Source organism: Methylobacterium sp. Leaf466, assembly GCF_001425565.1.
Classification (GTDB): domain Bacteria; phylum Pseudomonadota; class Alphaproteobacteria; order Rhizobiales; family Beijerinckiaceae; genus Methylobacterium.
Window position 1 is genome coordinate 279,516 of record NZ_LMRC01000001.1, and the last position, 14,554, is coordinate 294,069.

The following is a 14,554-nucleotide window of genomic DNA, read 5'->3' on the forward strand; positions in this document are numbered from 1 at the left end:
CGCTCGCGAGCAAGAGACGCCAGCGACCGGAGCCGATCGTCCAAGCCGAGGGGCGGACCGGACATTCTCAGAATCGCCGCTTTCATCGCAGCATGAGTCTGCCACGCGATCCGACTCCGGTGAGCCGCGTCGCCTTCAGGAGCATATCCGACGGTGATCCGCTTCGAGAACGTCACCAAGATCTACCGGACCAACGGCCATCGCCGCACCATCCTGGAGCGAGCGTCCTTCACCCTTCGGCCCGGAACCAGCTACGGCATTTTGGGCATCAACGGTGCCGGCAAGTCCACCACCATGCGGCTGATCTCCGGTACGGAGGACGCGACGCGGGGGAAGATCCATCGCAACCTGAGGGTGTCTTGGCCGCTCGGGTTCGCCGGTGGGTTCCATCCCGCCATGACGGGCCGCGAGAACGTCATCTTCGTCGCTAGGATCTACGGCGAGGACCCGAGGAAGGTGCTCGAGTTCGTCGAGGATTTCTCCGAGCTCGGCAGCTACCTCGACGTACCGATCAAGACCTATTCCTCAGGCATGGGCTCGCGCCTCGCGTTCGGCATGAGCATGGCGATCCCGTTCGATTGCTATCTCATCGACGAGGTCACGGCCGTAGGCGATTCCCGATTCCAGCGGCGCTGCACCGAGGCCTTCGCCGCCCGTCGACAGAACGCGGACGTGATCATGGTCTCGCACTCCATGGAGACCCTGCGGGAATGGTGCACCCAGGGCATCGTGATCATCAACGGGCGGGCGATCGTCTACGAGGACATCAACGACGCGGTCGAGGTCTACCGGCGCTTGAACGCCTGACCGCCCGGCCGGCCGCGATCCGGCCATGGTTTTGCCGCGTGCTGCCCCTAGGCGGAGGCTGCGGCGACGCTCGGTGGCCTCGCGAGGCCGAACGTGCCGGGCGTGCAGCGCGAGCCTGACGCGGAGACCCTGCCCGTGACCAACAGATCGGAAGACCGGGGTTCATGACCATCGACATCCGCAACCCCCAGGGGCAGCCGCTGAGCACCGCCGACCGCTCGAACGCGGTCGCCGAATCGCTCAAGCAGGTCGCCCGGGTCTCCCGCTTCGTCGACCGCAAGAAGGGCATCCGGTCCTACCAGACCCACGTCAAGCGCGACGTGGTCATCCCGATCCTGTTCGTGTTCGTGTTCCTGATCCCCGCCGTCCTCGGGGCGCTCTATTATGGCGTCATCGCCTCGGATCAATACGAGACCCATGCCCGCTTCGCCCTGCGCCCCGCGCTCGGCAACGTGGAGAAGGCCAGTCCCGACCAGGTCGGCACCAACAACGGGACCAGTTCGTCCCTGATGGTCGTCCAGGACAGCCTGCTGGTGATGAACTACATCAGCAGCCGCCCGATGATCGAGGCCCTCGAAGCCACCCTGCCCGTGCGCCAGATGTTCGCCCGCGACGACATCGACTACCTGTCGCGCTTCAACATCGACAAGCCGATCGAGAGATTCCTCAAGTACTGGAACCGGCGCGTCGAGATCGAGATCGAGACCAATTCCGGCATTCTCGCCTTGTCGGTGACGGCCTTCGACGCCGCCGAATCGCTGGCGCTGACGCAGGCGATCCTCGCGGAGAGCGAGCGCATGGTGAACGCGCTGAGCGTCAAGGCGCGGGAGGATGCCGTCGCCGAGAGCGCCCGCGAGCTGAAGCTCGCCGAGGAGCGCATGACGAAGATCCGCATCGAGGTCGCCGCCCTGCGAAACCGAGAGGGCGTGCTCGATGCGCAGAAGACCAACGAGGCCAACCTCAAGGTCATCGGCGATCTGCGCACGGCCCGCATCAACCTCGCGGTACAGCTCAGCCTCGGCCAACGCGACCTCGGGCCGGAATCGCGCCGCATCCAGGACATCAAGTCCCAGATCAGGGACCTCGACGACAACATCGCCCGCATCGAGCAGCAGTCGACCAGCGTCGCGCCCGAGCGCCGCCGAATCCTGGCCGATGCCCTGACGCGCTTCGAGGCCTTGGACAACGACCGCAAGGATGCCGAAAAGTATTACGCGAAGGTGCTGGCGGCCTATGAGCGCTCCCGCATCGTCGCGTCGCGGCAGGTGGAGTTCTTCACCACCGTCGTCGAGCCGGTGATGGCCCAGTCCGCCCAGCAGCCGCGCCGCCTCCTCATGACCAGCCTCATCGTCGCCGGCGCCGGGATCGCCTTCTCGCTCTCGGTCTTCGCCCGCAAGCAGATGGTCTGAGGACGGGTGGGATCGGTCAGTCGGGGAACCGAAGGTCGGTGAGGCCGCGCAGCAGGGACGGCCAGCGCGCCTCGGCCTCGGCGACGATGCCCGGCTGTTGCCGGGCGGCGGCACGGTTGGCGTCGTGGCGGAACAGGTAGAGCGGCTCTGCTGCGCCGAAGGGCAGGCGTGCGAACACCAGCGGGTCGGCCTCGACGAGGCGCCCCTGGGCCATCGCCACCGGGTCGAACCCGTCGAGGCGCGGGGCATAGGTGGCCGGAGCCTCGCGAAACACGGTGCGGTTGGCGGCGCTGACGAAACGCCAGGCGCGCCCCTTCCAGGCCAACTCGAGATCGGGCCGTCCGGGCCTCGGCGCCGCCCCGTCGAGGAAATAGGTCACCACGTCGAACCCGCGCAGGGCGAGGAGATCGGCCGGGGCGACGGGCGGCGACGCGGAATGGCCGTCCGAAGGCCGGAGCGGCCACGCCGCGGCGCCGAACAGCCCCATGCAACCACGCCTTGTTAACCACATCTTGCCGAGTCCCGAGTCATCAATTCAGAGTGGGGTCCGATGGCGGACCCGCCGGTTCGACGCCCCGCCGGGCGTATCCCTCAGACCTCACCGGCGAGATACCCTTCACGTGGCCCTTGTGACGCGGACCCTGCCCGTTCGGAACGGTCCCCAGCGCGGATGACGAGACCGATGTCGGATCAACGGACCTGCCCTGCCCCACTCGATCGCGGACGGCGTCGCCTCCTGGGCCTGCCCCTGCTCGCCGCCGCGGCCTATCTCTACGGCGCCGGAGCCGTGGCCGCACAGCCGGCGGACGACGGCGACCCGGGCTCGTTCCGCCCCCGCGAGATCGTCGACTCCGGCCACCGGTTCTTCGGCTCGGTGTCGCGCGGCCTCGGACGCGCGGTTGAGGAGGCGACGAAGCGGTGGGGCGAGCCCAACGGCTACATTCTCGGGCAGGAGGCCTCCGGCGCCATCGTCGGCGGTGTCCGCTACGGCGAGGGGACGCTCTACACCCGCAACGCCGGCCAGCGCCGGATCTACTGGCAGGGTCCTAGCATCGGCTTCGACGTCGGCGGCGACGGCGACCGGACGATGATGCTGATCTACAACCTGCCGTCGGTGGCGAAGCTCTACCGCCGCTTCGGAGGGGTCGACGGCTCGGCCTTCCTCGTCGGCGGGATCGGCATGAGCGCCACCACCTCGGACGGGATCATCGTCGTGCCGATCCGGACGGGTGTCGGCGCCCGCTTCGGCATCAACATCGGCTATCTCAAGTTCACGAGCCGGCCGACCTGGAACCCGTTCTGAGCACGAAGCGGGTTGCGCAAAAGCGGTCACCGGTCTTGCGGCGAAGACCTGCGACAGAACACGGATCCCAGCAAGGTAAAGCGTTGGCGTGCCGACGCGAACCCGCCGAGGTCGGAATGGGTCGTGTGGCCGGCCGACTTGCCCGCCGCGCGCCGACGTGAATTAAGGATCGTCCGGGCGCGTCGGGCGTCGCGTCGGCCGATGGTCACCAGCACGGGTGTGATGAGCGTTTCCGCGTGATCGAAACCATCCTGATCTTCGCGTTCGGCTTCCTCCTGGCAAGCCTGACCGCGCTCCTCCTGCTGCCTGCGGTGAATGCCCGGGCCGGGCGGCTCGCCCGGCGCCGGATGGCGACGCTGTTCCCGCTCACCGGCGTCGAGGCCGCCGCCGAGAAGGACTACCTGCGCGCGCAGTTCGCCGTCGAGCGGACGCGGATGGAGCAGCGCATGCAGGCGGTGGGGGCCACCAAGCACGCCGACATGGCGACCATCGGCGTGCGCACCCTGGAGGCCGCGGCGCTGGCCAGGACCATCTCGGAGCGCGAGGCCCTTATCACCGTCAGGGAGGGCGAGATCGCCGCCGTCCGGAGCGAGCGCGACGGCATCGCGGGCGATCTGGCCACCTCCCGCTCCGATCTCGCCGTCGGCGTCGCGACCCTCGGCATCCTCGAGGAGGCCCATCGCACGCTGCTGGACGAACTCCTCCTGAGCCGCCGTCGCCCGCAGCCGCAGGATTCCGACGCCCAGGATCACGAGGCGCAGGATCTTGAAGCGCCTGCGACGAACCGGGATGCGACGGCCAGATCCTACGGGCCCTTCCCCGTCGCGACCCTCGAACCGGCGACCGACCCGCAGATGCGGATCGCGGAACTCGCGGCCGAGTGCGAGGCCCTGCGTGCGCGCCTGGCCGTCGCCGAAGCGGCCACGCGCCATGCCGGAACGGGAATCGAGGCACAGAACGCGGCGCTGCGCGAGAGCATCGTGGCGGTGGCCGAGGCCCTGGTCCGCTCCGAACGCCTGCCCTCCGTGGCGGCGTTCACCATGCCCGGCCCGGCGACCCGATCGTCACCGCCCTGATCGGATCGGACCGTTGCGGCGACCGGGGGTCGCGGCGTAGAAGGCCGCCAGTTCACGGCATCACCACCCCGGCGCCTTGTTTCGACCATGACGGCCCATCATCGGGTCGCGCAGGCCCACGATCATCAGCCACGCCCTTTCGAGACGGATCCGACCTCATATGTCCCTGAAGCTGACATCGCTCGCCGTGATCCTCGCTGCCGGATTGTCCCTGCCCGCCGTCCAGGCGATGGCCCAGGCGGCTCCGCAGACCAAGCGCGGTAACGAGACCCTCAAGAAATACTGCACCGGCGACTACCTGAGCTATTGCGGCAACCTGTCCCCGGACGACCCGGCCATGGACAAGTGCTTCCAGACCAACTGGACGAAGCTGAGCGAGAACTGCCGCCGCGCCATCGACGCCTACCAGAAGGGCGGCGACAAGAAGGGCGCCGAGAAGAAGGGCTGACTCACGGGCGGTTCCGGTCGCGACGGCCCTCGGCTCGGCGGCGATGACGCGGGCGCGACGGGCTCATCCCCGGTTTCTCCCGCGCCGGGACGTCCGGCCATCGCAAAGCCGGGTCGTCGTCCTCGCCTCGCGGCCCGGCAACGGCTAAGGTGTTCGCCTGTCACTGCCGGACCCCGTCGTCGATGCCTCTTCGTTTCCGCCCGTTGACCCCTCTCGTCGCGCTCGGCTTCGTCGCCCTCGCCGTTTCGGCCTGCGGGCGACGCGGCGGCCTTGAAGCGCCGCCGAACGGCTCCGCGCCCCCCGGCCCGGCGACCAGCCGCGCCCTTCCCGCCGCTGCCGTCGCCGTGCCCACCGCGGTTCAGGACGGCGACGAGCTGAGCCCGGCAGCGGTGGCGGGCGGTGGCTTCGACACGCCGTTGACCACGTCGCGGGGCGCCAAACGCGGCTATACGATCCCGAAGGACCCCTTCATCCTCGACCCGCTGCTCTGACCCTCGGGATCGTCGGTGTCGACCCGTGCGGCGCCCGAAGGTGAAGAGACCGTCCCGACTTCACCCCGGCCCGCCGCTTCGCCCGCGCCCGCCGGGGCTCTCACGAGGCGAGCGCCGCGTATCCGATGCACCATTTCCAGTACCGTGACGGTCGCCTGAAGGCGGAGGACGTCGACCTCGGCGATCTGGCCGAGACCGTCGGCACGCCGTTCTACTGCTATTCCACCGCCACCCTTGAGCGGCACTACCGGGTCTTCGCCGAGGCCTTCGACGGGGACGACGCCCTCGTCTGCTATGCCATGAAGGCCAATTCCAACCAGGCCGTGCTGACGACCCTGGCCCGGAGCGGAGCCGGCATGGACATCGTCTCGGAGGGCGAATTGCGCCGGGCGTTGGCGGCCGGGGTCGATCCTCGCAAGATCGTGTTCTCGGGTGTGGGCAAGACCCCGGTGGAGATGCGTGCCGCCCTCGAGGCCGGCATCCTCTGCTTCAACGTCGAGAGCGAGCCGGAACTCGAGACGCTCTCGACGGTGGCCGCGAGCCTCGGCGCCACTGCGCCGGTCTCGATCCGCGTCAATCCCGACGTCGATGCCGGCACGCACGCCAAGATCTCCACCGGCAAGTCGGAGAACAAGTTCGGCATCCCTATCGGCCGCGCCCGCGCCGTCTACGCCAAGGCGGCCGCCCTGCCCGGCCTCGCGGTGGCGGGCGTCGACATGCACATCGGCAGCCAGATCACCGACCTGGCGCCGTTCGACCGGGCCGCCGGGCTGCTCTCCGGCCTCGCCCGCGACCTCCTGGCCGACGGGCATCGCCTCCATCACATCGACTTCGGCGGCGGCCTCGGCATTCCCTACCGCGACGACGATGCGCCGCCGCCCGACCCGGCGGCCTTCGCGGCGATGCTGCGTCCGCATTTCCGGCCGCTCGGCCTGCGGCCGGTGTTCGAGATCGGCCGGATGATCGCCGGCAACGCCGGCATCCTCCTCAGCCGTGTCCTCTACGTGAAGCGCACCGAGGGCCGCACCTTCGTCATCGTCGACGCGGCCATGAACGACCTCATCAGGCCGACCCTCTACGACGCCTTCCACGGGGTGAGGCCGGTGGTCGAGCCGACGGCCGGGACTCCCCGCGTCGTCGTCGACCTCGTCGGGCCGGTCTGCGAGAGCGGCGACTACATCGCCCTCGACCGCGAGATGCCCGAACTCAGGGCCGGCGACCTCGTCGCGGTGATGAGCGCGGGCGCCTATGGTGCGGTCCAGGCCGGGACCTACAACACCCGTCCGCTGGTGCCGGAGGTGCTGGTGCGAGGCGAGGCCGCCGCGATCGTGCGCCCGCGCCAGACTTACGACGAACTCATCGGCCTCGACCGCCTGCCGGACTGGCTGGCCCGGTGAAACGCCGCCGCGCGTAAACGGGGCGCCCCCCGCGGGAGTCCCTGAGCGGATTTGACCCGATGGTCGGGTCCGGCCACCATGCTAGGCTCACGCAGCGTGGCCGCCGGTGTCGGTAGCCGCCCGGGGAGCCGTCGAAGCATGGGCGAGGCGCGAGAGAGCGGCAGGGCGGACGAGGGAGCGGCGCCCATGAGCGCGTCCGAAACCGAGCGCAGCCGCCTCGACCGCCTGGTGGCCCGTGCGGGCGCCGCCACGGTCTGGGAGCGGGTCTGGCCGGTCATGTGGCGCGGGATCGCCGTGGTCCTGGCCTTCCTCGCCGCGTCCTGGCTCGGGCTGTGGCTCGACCTCCCCCCCTTCGGCCGGATGGTGGGGCTCGCCCTCTTCGTCATCGCCCTCGTCGCCGGGCTTCTGCCGCTGGCGCGGATCGCCCGCCCGAGCCGACGCGAGGCGCTGGCGCGGCTCGACCGCGACGCCGCGTCCGGCAGCGGTGCCCTGGCCCACAATCCCGCCTCCGCCATCGAGGACACCCTCGCCGTCGGGACCGGTGACCCGGCCACGCAGGCGCTCTGGGCGCTCCACCGCCGCCGCGCCGTGGCCGCCATCGCGACGCTGACGGTGTCGCCGCCGCGGCCGGCGATGCCCCGTCGCGATCCCTTCGCGCTGCGCGCGGCGGTCCTGGTCACGGCCGCCGCGAGCCTGTTCGTCGCCGGGCCGGAGTGGCGCCAGCGTGTCGGCGCGGCCTTCGACTGGCGGGCGCCCGTCTCGGCCGGTCCGAGCTTCCGGGTCGACGGATGGATCGACCCGCCGCTCTACACGCGCATGCCCCCCCTGGTGGTGGCCCTGGGCGAGGCCGAGCAGCGCCTGCGCGCGCCGATCAATTCCACCCTGATCGTGCGGATCGCCGGGCAGGGCGAGGCCAGGCTCGGCGTCCGGTCCGGCCTGCAATCCCTGCCGGGCAAGGAGCCGCGGCCCGACCTGCGCGAGGACCGCTTCAAGCTCACCGGCGGAACGGCCGATCTGACGATCGAGACGCCGGGCACGCCGGTGCAGCGCCTCGTGATCGAGACGATTCCGGACGACGCCCCCGTCATCGAAGCCGTGGGGACGCCCGAGGTGAACGGCCGCGGCACCTTCAACCTGAGCTACCGCGCCCGGGACGACTACGGCATCGTCTCGGCCGAAGGCGTGGTGGAGCCGCTCAAGCCCGGCCGCTCGCTGGTCCCGCCGCCCCGCATCGCCCTGGCCCTGCCCGGAGACGCCAGCGGCGAGACCGACACCAAGACGCTCGTCGACCTCACCGACAATCCCTGGTCCGGTGCTCGCGTGCGCTTCACCCTGACGGTGAAGGACGAGGCCGAGCAGGAGGCACGCAGCCAGGGCGTCGAGATGACCCTGCCGGCGCGGCCGTTCCAGAAGCCGCTGGCGCGGGCGCTCGCCGAGGAGCGTCGCCGCCTCGTCACGGCCCCCGACGAGAGCCGCGCCCGGGTCCAGACCGCCCTGGACGCCCTCATGATCGCGCCCGACAGGTTCACGCCCGAGCCCGCCGTCTTCCTCGGGCTGCGCACCGCCTCGCGGCGCCTCAAGGCGGCCCGGACCGACGAGGCCCTGACGGAGGTCGCCGACCTCCTGTGGGACATGGCCCTCAAGATCGAGGACGGTGACCTGTCGGACGCCGAGAAGTCGCTGCGGGCGGCCCAGGACCGCCTCAAGGAGGCAATCGCCCGCAATGCCCCCGACGAGGAGGTCAAGGCGCTCACCGACGCCCTCAAGCAGGCCCTCGACAAGTTCATGAAGGAGATGGCCGAGCGCCAGGGCAAGGAGCCGCGAAAGCCCAACGAGCGCGGCCAGAAGGACCAGAACGCCAAGAGCGTCACGCCCGACGATCTCAACAAGATGATCGAGGACATGGCCGAGGCGATGAAGCGCGGCGACACCGCCGAGGCCCAGCGCCTGCTCGAGCAGCTGCGCGGCATCCTCGAGAACCTCCAGACCGCCGAGCAGGGCGGCAAGTCCGACCCCCGGTCCCGCGAGATGGACAAGCAGGCCGAGGATCTCGACAAGATGGCGCGCGAGCAGCAGGGCCTGCGCGACGAGACCTTCAAGGACGGACAGGCCAAGCGCGGCCAGCCGCGCCCCCGCAACGGCCAGCAGGGCCAGCAGCAGCCCGGAGGGCAGGGCCAGCAGGGTCAACAGGGCCAGGGTCAACAAGGCCAGGGCCAGCAGGGTCAGGGACAGAAGGGCGAAAAGGGCCAGGGCCAGCAGGGGCAAGGGCAGGGACAAGGCGGCCCCGGCCAGCGCCAGCAGGCCCTGCGCGAGCGCCTGGAGGACCTGCAACGCCGCATGAAGGAACTCGGCATGCAGGGCGAGGAAGGCCTGTCCGATGCCGAGGAGGCCATGCGCGAGGCCGAGGACGCCCTGGGCCAGGGTCGGGAGGGCGACGCCGTCGATGCCCAGGGGCGTGCGCTCGACGGGCTCAAGCGCGGTGCCGAGGGGATGCAGCAGCAGCGCCAGGAGATGGCCGAGGGCGAGGGCGAAGGCGAAGGCCAGCAGGAGGGCGGCAAGTCCCCGAGCCAGCAGGGCCAGGCCGGCTCGCGCGACGACGATCCGCTCGGCCGCCCGACCAAGGGACGCGACACCTCCGGCGGCAACGTCCGGGTTCCCACCGCCGACGAATCGGGGGTTCAGCGTACCCGTCGGATCATGGAGGAGTTGCGGCGCAAGCTCGGCGACCCGAGCCGGCCGCGCGAAGAGCTCGACTACTTCGAGCGCCTGCTGCGCCGGAACTGATCGCGGCGGCCGGCGGAGCCGGTTCACCGGAGCCCAAACGCGGTCTCGCCCCGTCGCGATGCGCCCTCCTGCCCCGGCGACGATTCGCCGATCCGGTCCTATGTCTGTGGTCCGGAGACCGGAGACCGTCAGGCACCGGACCACCCGCCCTCGAGCCGAGACGCCCGTCCGATGTCCTCCAACACCATCGTCCTGTTCGCCTGCATCGCCGTGGCCGTCGTCCTGCTGCTCGGCCTCGTCAACATGATGCGGGGCGGCAGCAGCAACGTCTCTCAGAGGCTGATGCGGCTGCGCGTGATCCTGCAGTTCGCCGCGATCGTCGTGATCATGGGCGTGCTGTGGTGGCGCTCCGCCTGAGGTCGGCCCGGCGTCCAAGGTGTGGCGGCGAGGGCTCACCGGGGATCTATCGCGCGCTCCCCGGATGATTGGCGGCGTGGTCCCCTCAACGGGCGGACCGGATGCGTGCTAGCCTCGCGCGAGAGCCATGCCGGACACCGAAGCGATGCCGTTCCAACACTTGCGCCTTCTCAAGGGCGCCCTCGCCGTGGCGATCGGCGCCGTCGCGACGATCCCGAGCGCGCAGGGTGCGGACCTGCGTGGCGCGCGGCCCGCGCCGCCCGTCTATGTCGCTCCGGCCCAGCCGATGAGCTTCGTTTCGGAGGTCCGCATCGGCGGATCGGTGCAGGACCCCGGCAGCGCCGAAGGCAAGGCCCGGGGATTCAGCACCGCCAACGTCAACGGCGAGATCCTGTTCGCCAAGCCGATCATCAGCGCGGACCCGTTCTGGCAGGCCTTCGTCCCACGTCCGACCGTTGGTGGCAGCTACAACACCGGCGGCCGCACGAGCTTCGCCTACATCGGCGCCACCTGGTCGGTGGACCTCTTTCCCGAGACCTTCGGCCGGCGCGTCTTCCTCGACGGCTTCTTCGGCGGCGCCGCCCACAACGGTTACACCGGCCCTAAGGCGAACACGCCCTATGGGTTCAACACGCTGGGCTGCAACCCGCTGTTCCGCGAGGCCGCCGCATTGGGCTTCCGCATCACCGAGCGCTGGAGCATCATGGCGACGATCGAGCACATGTCGAACGCCGGCCTGTGTGCGAACAATCGCGGCCTGACCAACTATGGTGGCCGGATCGGCTACACCTTCTGACGGCAATCCGCTGACATCACCCCGGATCGAACACCGTGGTCACCCTCAACCGCATCTACACCCGCACCGGTGACAAGGGCTCGACGGCCCTCGCCAACGGTGAGCGCCGCTCCAAGGCCGACCTGAGGGTCGAGACCTACGGCACCGTGGACGAGACCAACGCCTGCATCGGTCTCGTGCGGCTGCATGCCGGTCCCGAACTCGATGCCATGCTCGGCCGCATCCAGAACGACCTGTTCGACCTCGGTGCCGACCTCGCGACCCCCGAAGGCGTGGAGAAGCCGGCCTACGAGCCGCTGCGGATCGTCGCTTCCCAGGTCAAGCGCATCGAGGCCGACATCGACGCGCTGAACGCCGACATCGCGCCCCTGAAGTCGTTCGTGCTGCCGGGTGGATCGGCCGCAGCGGCGTTTCTCCATCAGGCCCGCACTGTCTGCCGCCGGGCGGAGCGCCTCGCCGTGGCGCTCGCCGCCGTCGAGGGCGAGCAGGTCTCGGCCGAGGCGCTGCAATACCTCAACCGCCTGTCGGACTTCCTGTTCGTGGCGAGCCGCACGGCGAACGCCAACGGCGCGGACGACGTGTTGTGGGTTCCGGGCAAGAACCGGTAGGCGGGAAACCGAAACGCCCGTCCGCGCCCAGGTTCCCGTCGACGCCCTCGTGTCCGGGATCGCGCACGGACTGTGCCGGGCCCCGCGTTGACAACCGCGAAATCACATCGCTACGGTCCGCCGCCTTGTCGTGGGGGCTCGATCGACAGGAGCCCGGACGAAGGGCCGTCGACCGCCCCGCTGCATCGATGTGTCTGCGCTGAGGATTGTGACCGCCATGAAGGTTCTTGTGCCCGTCAAGCGGGTCGTCGACTACAACGTCAAGATCCGCGTCAAGGCCGATGGGTCGGGCGTCGAACTCGCCAACGTCAAGATGTCGATGAATCCCTTCGACGAGATCGCGGTCGAGGAGGCGATCCGCCTGAAGGAGAAGGGCAAGGTCACGGAGATCGTCGCCGTCTCGATCGGGCCGCAGCAGGCCCAGGAGACGCTGCGCACGGCGCTCGCGATGGGTGCCGACCGCGCGATCCTGGTCAAGACCGACGTCACCGTCGAGCCGCTGGGCGTTGCCAAGATCCTCAAGGCGGTGGTCGAGAAGGAATCCCCGGGTCTCGTCATCCTCGGCAAGCAGGCCATTGACGACGATTCCAACCAGACCGGCCAGATGCTGGCAGCCCTGCTCGGCTGGCCGCAGGGCACCTTCGCCTTCAAGGTCGCGTTCGGCGAAGGAAGCATCGACGTCACCCGCGAGGTCGACGGCGGCCTGCAGACCGTGACCCTGGCCCTGCCGGCCATCGTCACCACCGATCTGCGCCTCAACGAGCCGCGCTATGCCAGCCTGCCCAACATTATGAAGGCGAAGAAGAAGCCGCTGGAGGAGCTGTCGCCCGACGCCCTCGGCGTCGACGTGACACCGCGGATCAAGGTGCTCAAGACGGTGGAGCCGGCCGGGCGCAAGGCCGGCGTGAAAGTCGAATCCGCCGCCGCCCTGGTGGAGAAGCTGCGAGGCGAAGCCGGGGTGATCTGAGCCCCCTCCCCGACGCGTCGTCCATCCCGCAGCGGCAACCCGATCCGAGGTTATTCCAGACCATGACCATCCTTCTTCTCATCGAGCACGAAAACGGTGCGGTTCGCGACGGCAGCCTCAAGGCGGTCACGGCCGCGCGCGACATCGGCGGCCCGATCCACGCCCTGGTGCTGGGCAGCGGCGCGCAGGCGGCGGCGGCGGCGGCGGCCAAGCTCGACGGCGTCGAGACGGTGCTCGTCTCCGAGGATTCTGCCTACGACCACCTCCTCGCCGAGCCCACCGGCGCCCTCATCGCGTCCATGGCCGGACCCTACGACGTCATCCTGGCCGCCGCATCGACCACGGGCAAGAACGTGCTGCCGCGGGTGGCCGCCCTCCTCGACGTCGCCCAGATCTCGGACATCATTAAGGTCGTCTCGCCCGATACGTTCGAGCGGCCGATCTACGCCGGCAACGCCATCCAGACCGTGCAGGCGCCGGCAGGCAAGGCGGTGATCACCGTGCGGACCGCCGCCTTCAAGGCGGCGGCGGAGGGTGGTTCCGCCGGCACCGTCCAGCCGTTGGAGGCCGCCGTCCCGGCCGCCGGGGGCTCGACCTTCAAGGGCGAGGAGATCGCCGTATCCGACCGGCCGGAGTTGGCGGCGGCCAAGATCATCGTTTCGGGCGGCCGCTCGCTCGGTTCGGCGGAAAAGTTCAAGGAGCTCATCGAGCCCCTGGCCGACAGCCTCGGCGCGGCGGTGGGCGCCTCGCGCGCTGCGGTGGATGCCGGCTACGCGCCCAACGATTGGCAGGTCGGCCAGACCGGCAAGGTTGTGGCGCCCGACCTCTACGTGGCGGTGGGAATTTCGGGTGCGATCCAGCATCTGGCCGGCATGAAGGACTCCAAGGTCATCGTCGCCATCAACAAGGACGAGGATGCGCCGATCTTCCAGGTGGCGGACTACGGCCTCGTGGGCGACCTGTTCCAGGTGGTGCCCGATCTGCAGGCCGCCATCGCCGGCGCCAAGGGCTGAAGGCAAGCCGACTGCGTATGCCCGGCCGCGGCGCGGTCGGGCATGCATTAAACGCTCGCCGCCGCACTGCACCTGCGTGTGAAAATGTTCTAAGGAACGACTGATCCGGGGGGATCGCTGCGTCGGCACGACGCCCTGGCATGCAACGCGTTCGCCGGCTCCGCCGACGACGCATCGGGGGTGCGGGTTACGCGATGGGCATCGATATCAAGACCGTCGGGATCGTCGGTGCGGGACAGATGGGAAGTGGCATCGCCCATGTCTGCGCGATGGCGGGGCTCGACGTGCGGCTCAACGACCGTGAAGGCTCGCGGATCGAGAGCGGGCTCGCCACCATCGACGGAAATCTCGCCCGACAGGTGGCCAAGGGTACCATCACCGACGATCAGCGCCGCGGCGCGGTCGGCCGCATCGTCCAGGCGCGAAGCTACGACGACCTCGCTCCCTGCGATCTGGTGATCGAAGCGGCGACCGAGGACGAAGCGACCAAGCGCAAGATCTTCAGCACCCTGTGCGGGTCGCTCAAGCCCGACGCGATCATCGCCACCAACACCTCGTCGATCTCGATCACGCGACTGGCCGCCTCCACCGATCGGCCGGAGCGGTTCATCGGCATCCACTTCATGAACCCGGTGCCGATCATGCAGCTCGTCGAGCTGATCCGTGGCATCGCGACGGAAGACCCGACCTACGAATCGGCCAAGGCCTTCATCGGCAAGCTCGGCAAGACTTCGACCATGTCGGAGGATTTTCCGGCGTTCATCGTCAACCGCATCCTGCTGCCGATGATCAACGAGGCGATCTATACGCTCTACGAGGGCGTCGGTTCGGTGGAATCGATCGATACGGCGATGAAACTCGGGGCCAACCACCCGATGGGGCCCCTGCAGCTCGCCGACTTCATCGGCCTCGATACCTGCCTGTCGGTCATGCAGGTTCTCTACGAAGGCTTGGCGGACTCGAAATATCGCCCCTGTCCGCTTCTCGTGAAATACGTCGAGGCGGGATGGCTCGGTCGCAAGACCAAGCGCGGATTCTACGATTATCGTGGAGAGGTGCCCGTCCCGACCCGTTGAGGATCGAGACGGACGATGGAAG

15 protein-coding genes are annotated in these 14,554 nt (G+C 69.4%); 14 read left to right on the top strand and 1 reads right to left on the bottom strand.

What is annotated here, in order from left to right; genetic code table 11:
* Positions 1–153 precede the first annotated feature (153 nt).
* On the top strand, positions 154–807 hold the full coding sequence (locus ASG59_RS01115; RefSeq protein ID WP_055884068.1) for an ABC transporter ATP-binding protein: 654 nt from the start codon (positions 154–156) through the stop codon (positions 805–807).
* Between the two features lie 164 nt (positions 808–971).
* Positions 972–2,216, top strand: coding sequence for a hypothetical protein (locus tag ASG59_RS01120; RefSeq protein ID WP_055884070.1), 1,245 nt, complete (start codon positions 972–974; stop codon positions 2,214–2,216).
* Between the two features lie 16 nt (positions 2,217–2,232).
* Here the strand turns inward: ASG59_RS01120 and ASG59_RS01125 are convergent, their stop codons facing one another.
* Positions 2,233–2,703 (bottom strand): hypothetical protein, encoded by a 471-nt coding sequence (locus tag ASG59_RS01125; protein ID WP_056406483.1) that lies wholly within the window; start codon positions 2,701–2,703, stop codon positions 2,233–2,235.
* Between the two features lie 195 nt (positions 2,704–2,898).
* On the opposite strand from ASG59_RS01125, the gene ASG59_RS01130 reads away from it, so the two are divergent.
* The 12 genes from ASG59_RS01130 to ASG59_RS01185 all read left to right on the top strand — a co-directional run bounded on the left by ASG59_RS01130 (position 2,899) and on the right by ASG59_RS01185 (position 14,532).
* Entirely contained in the window at positions 2,899–3,519 is a 621-nt protein-coding gene (locus tag ASG59_RS01130; protein ID WP_056406485.1) for a DUF1134 domain-containing protein, read from the top strand.
* 236 nt (positions 3,520–3,755) lie between these two features.
* Positions 3,756–4,595, top strand: a complete 840-nt coding sequence (locus ASG59_RS01135; protein ID WP_056406487.1) for a hypothetical protein — start codon at positions 3,756–3,758, stop codon at positions 4,593–4,595.
* Between the two features lie 160 nt (positions 4,596–4,755).
* Positions 4,756–5,043, top strand: coding sequence for a hypothetical protein (locus ASG59_RS01140; RefSeq protein WP_055884083.1), 288 nt, complete (start codon positions 4,756–4,758; stop codon positions 5,041–5,043).
* A 182-nt stretch (positions 5,044–5,225) separates the two neighbouring features.
* A complete protein-coding gene (locus tag ASG59_RS01145) occupies positions 5,226–5,534 on the top strand; it encodes a lipoprotein (RefSeq protein ID WP_056406490.1) in 309 nt (102 codons plus the stop codon).
* A gap of 125 nt (positions 5,535–5,659) precedes the next feature.
* Complete coding sequence (gene lysA, locus ASG59_RS01150; RefSeq protein ID WP_056406491.1) at positions 5,660–6,931, top strand: diaminopimelate decarboxylase; 1,272 nt, start codon at positions 5,660–5,662, stop codon at positions 6,929–6,931.
* A gap of 186 nt (positions 6,932–7,117) precedes the next feature.
* Positions 7,118–9,715: a TIGR02302 family protein gene (locus ASG59_RS01155; protein ID WP_156399065.1), complete on the top strand. Its 2,598-nt coding sequence runs from the start codon at positions 7,118–7,120 to the stop codon at positions 9,713–9,715.
* 171 nt (positions 9,716–9,886) lie between these two features.
* The gene (locus ASG59_RS01160) at positions 9,887–10,072 is read left to right on the top strand and encodes a twin transmembrane helix small protein (RefSeq protein ID WP_055884096.1); all 186 of its coding nucleotides are present in this window, start codon (positions 9,887–9,889) and stop codon (positions 10,070–10,072) included.
* A 145-nt stretch (positions 10,073–10,217) separates the two neighbouring features.
* A complete protein-coding gene (locus tag ASG59_RS01165; protein ID WP_056285160.1) occupies positions 10,218–10,868 on the top strand; it encodes an acyloxyacyl hydrolase in 651 nt (216 codons plus the stop codon).
* 35 nt (positions 10,869–10,903) lie between these two features.
* The gene (locus tag ASG59_RS01170) at positions 10,904–11,476 is read left to right on the top strand and encodes a cob(I)yrinic acid a,c-diamide adenosyltransferase (RefSeq protein WP_055884103.1); all 573 of its coding nucleotides are present in this window, start codon (positions 10,904–10,906) and stop codon (positions 11,474–11,476) included.
* A 217-nt stretch (positions 11,477–11,693) separates the two neighbouring features.
* Entirely contained in the window at positions 11,694–12,443 is a 750-nt protein-coding gene (locus tag ASG59_RS01175; protein WP_055884106.1) for an electron transfer flavoprotein subunit beta/FixA family protein, read from the top strand.
* Positions 12,444–12,505: 62 nt separating this feature from the next.
* Positions 12,506–13,456 carry an electron transfer flavoprotein subunit alpha/FixB family protein gene (locus ASG59_RS01180; RefSeq protein ID WP_056406495.1) on the top strand — a complete coding sequence of 317 codons (951 nt, stop codon included), beginning with the start codon at positions 12,506–12,508 and terminating at the stop codon, positions 13,454–13,456.
* Between the two features lie 194 nt (positions 13,457–13,650).
* Positions 13,651–14,532: a 3-hydroxybutyryl-CoA dehydrogenase gene (locus tag ASG59_RS01185; RefSeq protein WP_055884114.1), complete on the top strand. Its 882-nt coding sequence runs from the start codon at positions 13,651–13,653 to the stop codon at positions 14,530–14,532.
* The last annotated feature ends 22 nt before the right edge of the window (positions 14,533–14,554 follow it).

Excerpts from the sequence above, each read along its gene's own strand:
- ASG59_RS01120 (WP_055884070.1), top strand. The coding sequence starts at position 972 with ATGACCATCGACATCCGCAACCCCCAGGGGCAGCCGCTGAGCACCGCC.
- ASG59_RS01125 (WP_056406483.1), bottom strand. The coding sequence starts at position 2,703 with ATGGGGCTGTTCGGCGCCGCGGCGTGGCCGCTCCGGCCTTCGGACGGC.
- ASG59_RS01130 (WP_056406485.1), top strand. The coding sequence starts at position 2,899 with ATGTCGGATCAACGGACCTGCCCTGCCCCACTCGATCGCGGACGGCGT.
- ASG59_RS01140 (WP_055884083.1), top strand. The coding sequence starts at position 4,756 with ATGTCCCTGAAGCTGACATCGCTCGCCGTGATCCTCGCTGCCGGATTG.
- ASG59_RS01145 (WP_056406490.1), top strand. The coding sequence starts at position 5,226 with ATGCCTCTTCGTTTCCGCCCGTTGACCCCTCTCGTCGCGCTCGGCTTC.
- lysA (WP_056406491.1), top strand. The coding sequence starts at position 5,660 with ATGCACCATTTCCAGTACCGTGACGGTCGCCTGAAGGCGGAGGACGTC.
- ASG59_RS01155 (WP_156399065.1), top strand. The coding sequence starts at position 7,118 with ATGAGCGCGTCCGAAACCGAGCGCAGCCGCCTCGACCGCCTGGTGGCC.
- ASG59_RS01160 (WP_055884096.1), top strand. The coding sequence starts at position 9,887 with ATGTCCTCCAACACCATCGTCCTGTTCGCCTGCATCGCCGTGGCCGTC.
- ASG59_RS01165 (WP_056285160.1), top strand. The coding sequence starts at position 10,218 with ATGCCGTTCCAACACTTGCGCCTTCTCAAGGGCGCCCTCGCCGTGGCG.
- ASG59_RS01175 (WP_055884106.1), top strand. The coding sequence starts at position 11,694 with ATGAAGGTTCTTGTGCCCGTCAAGCGGGTCGTCGACTACAACGTCAAG.
- ASG59_RS01180 (WP_056406495.1), top strand. The coding sequence starts at position 12,506 with ATGACCATCCTTCTTCTCATCGAGCACGAAAACGGTGCGGTTCGCGAC.
- ASG59_RS01185 (WP_055884114.1), top strand. The coding sequence starts at position 13,651 with ATGGGCATCGATATCAAGACCGTCGGGATCGTCGGTGCGGGACAGATG.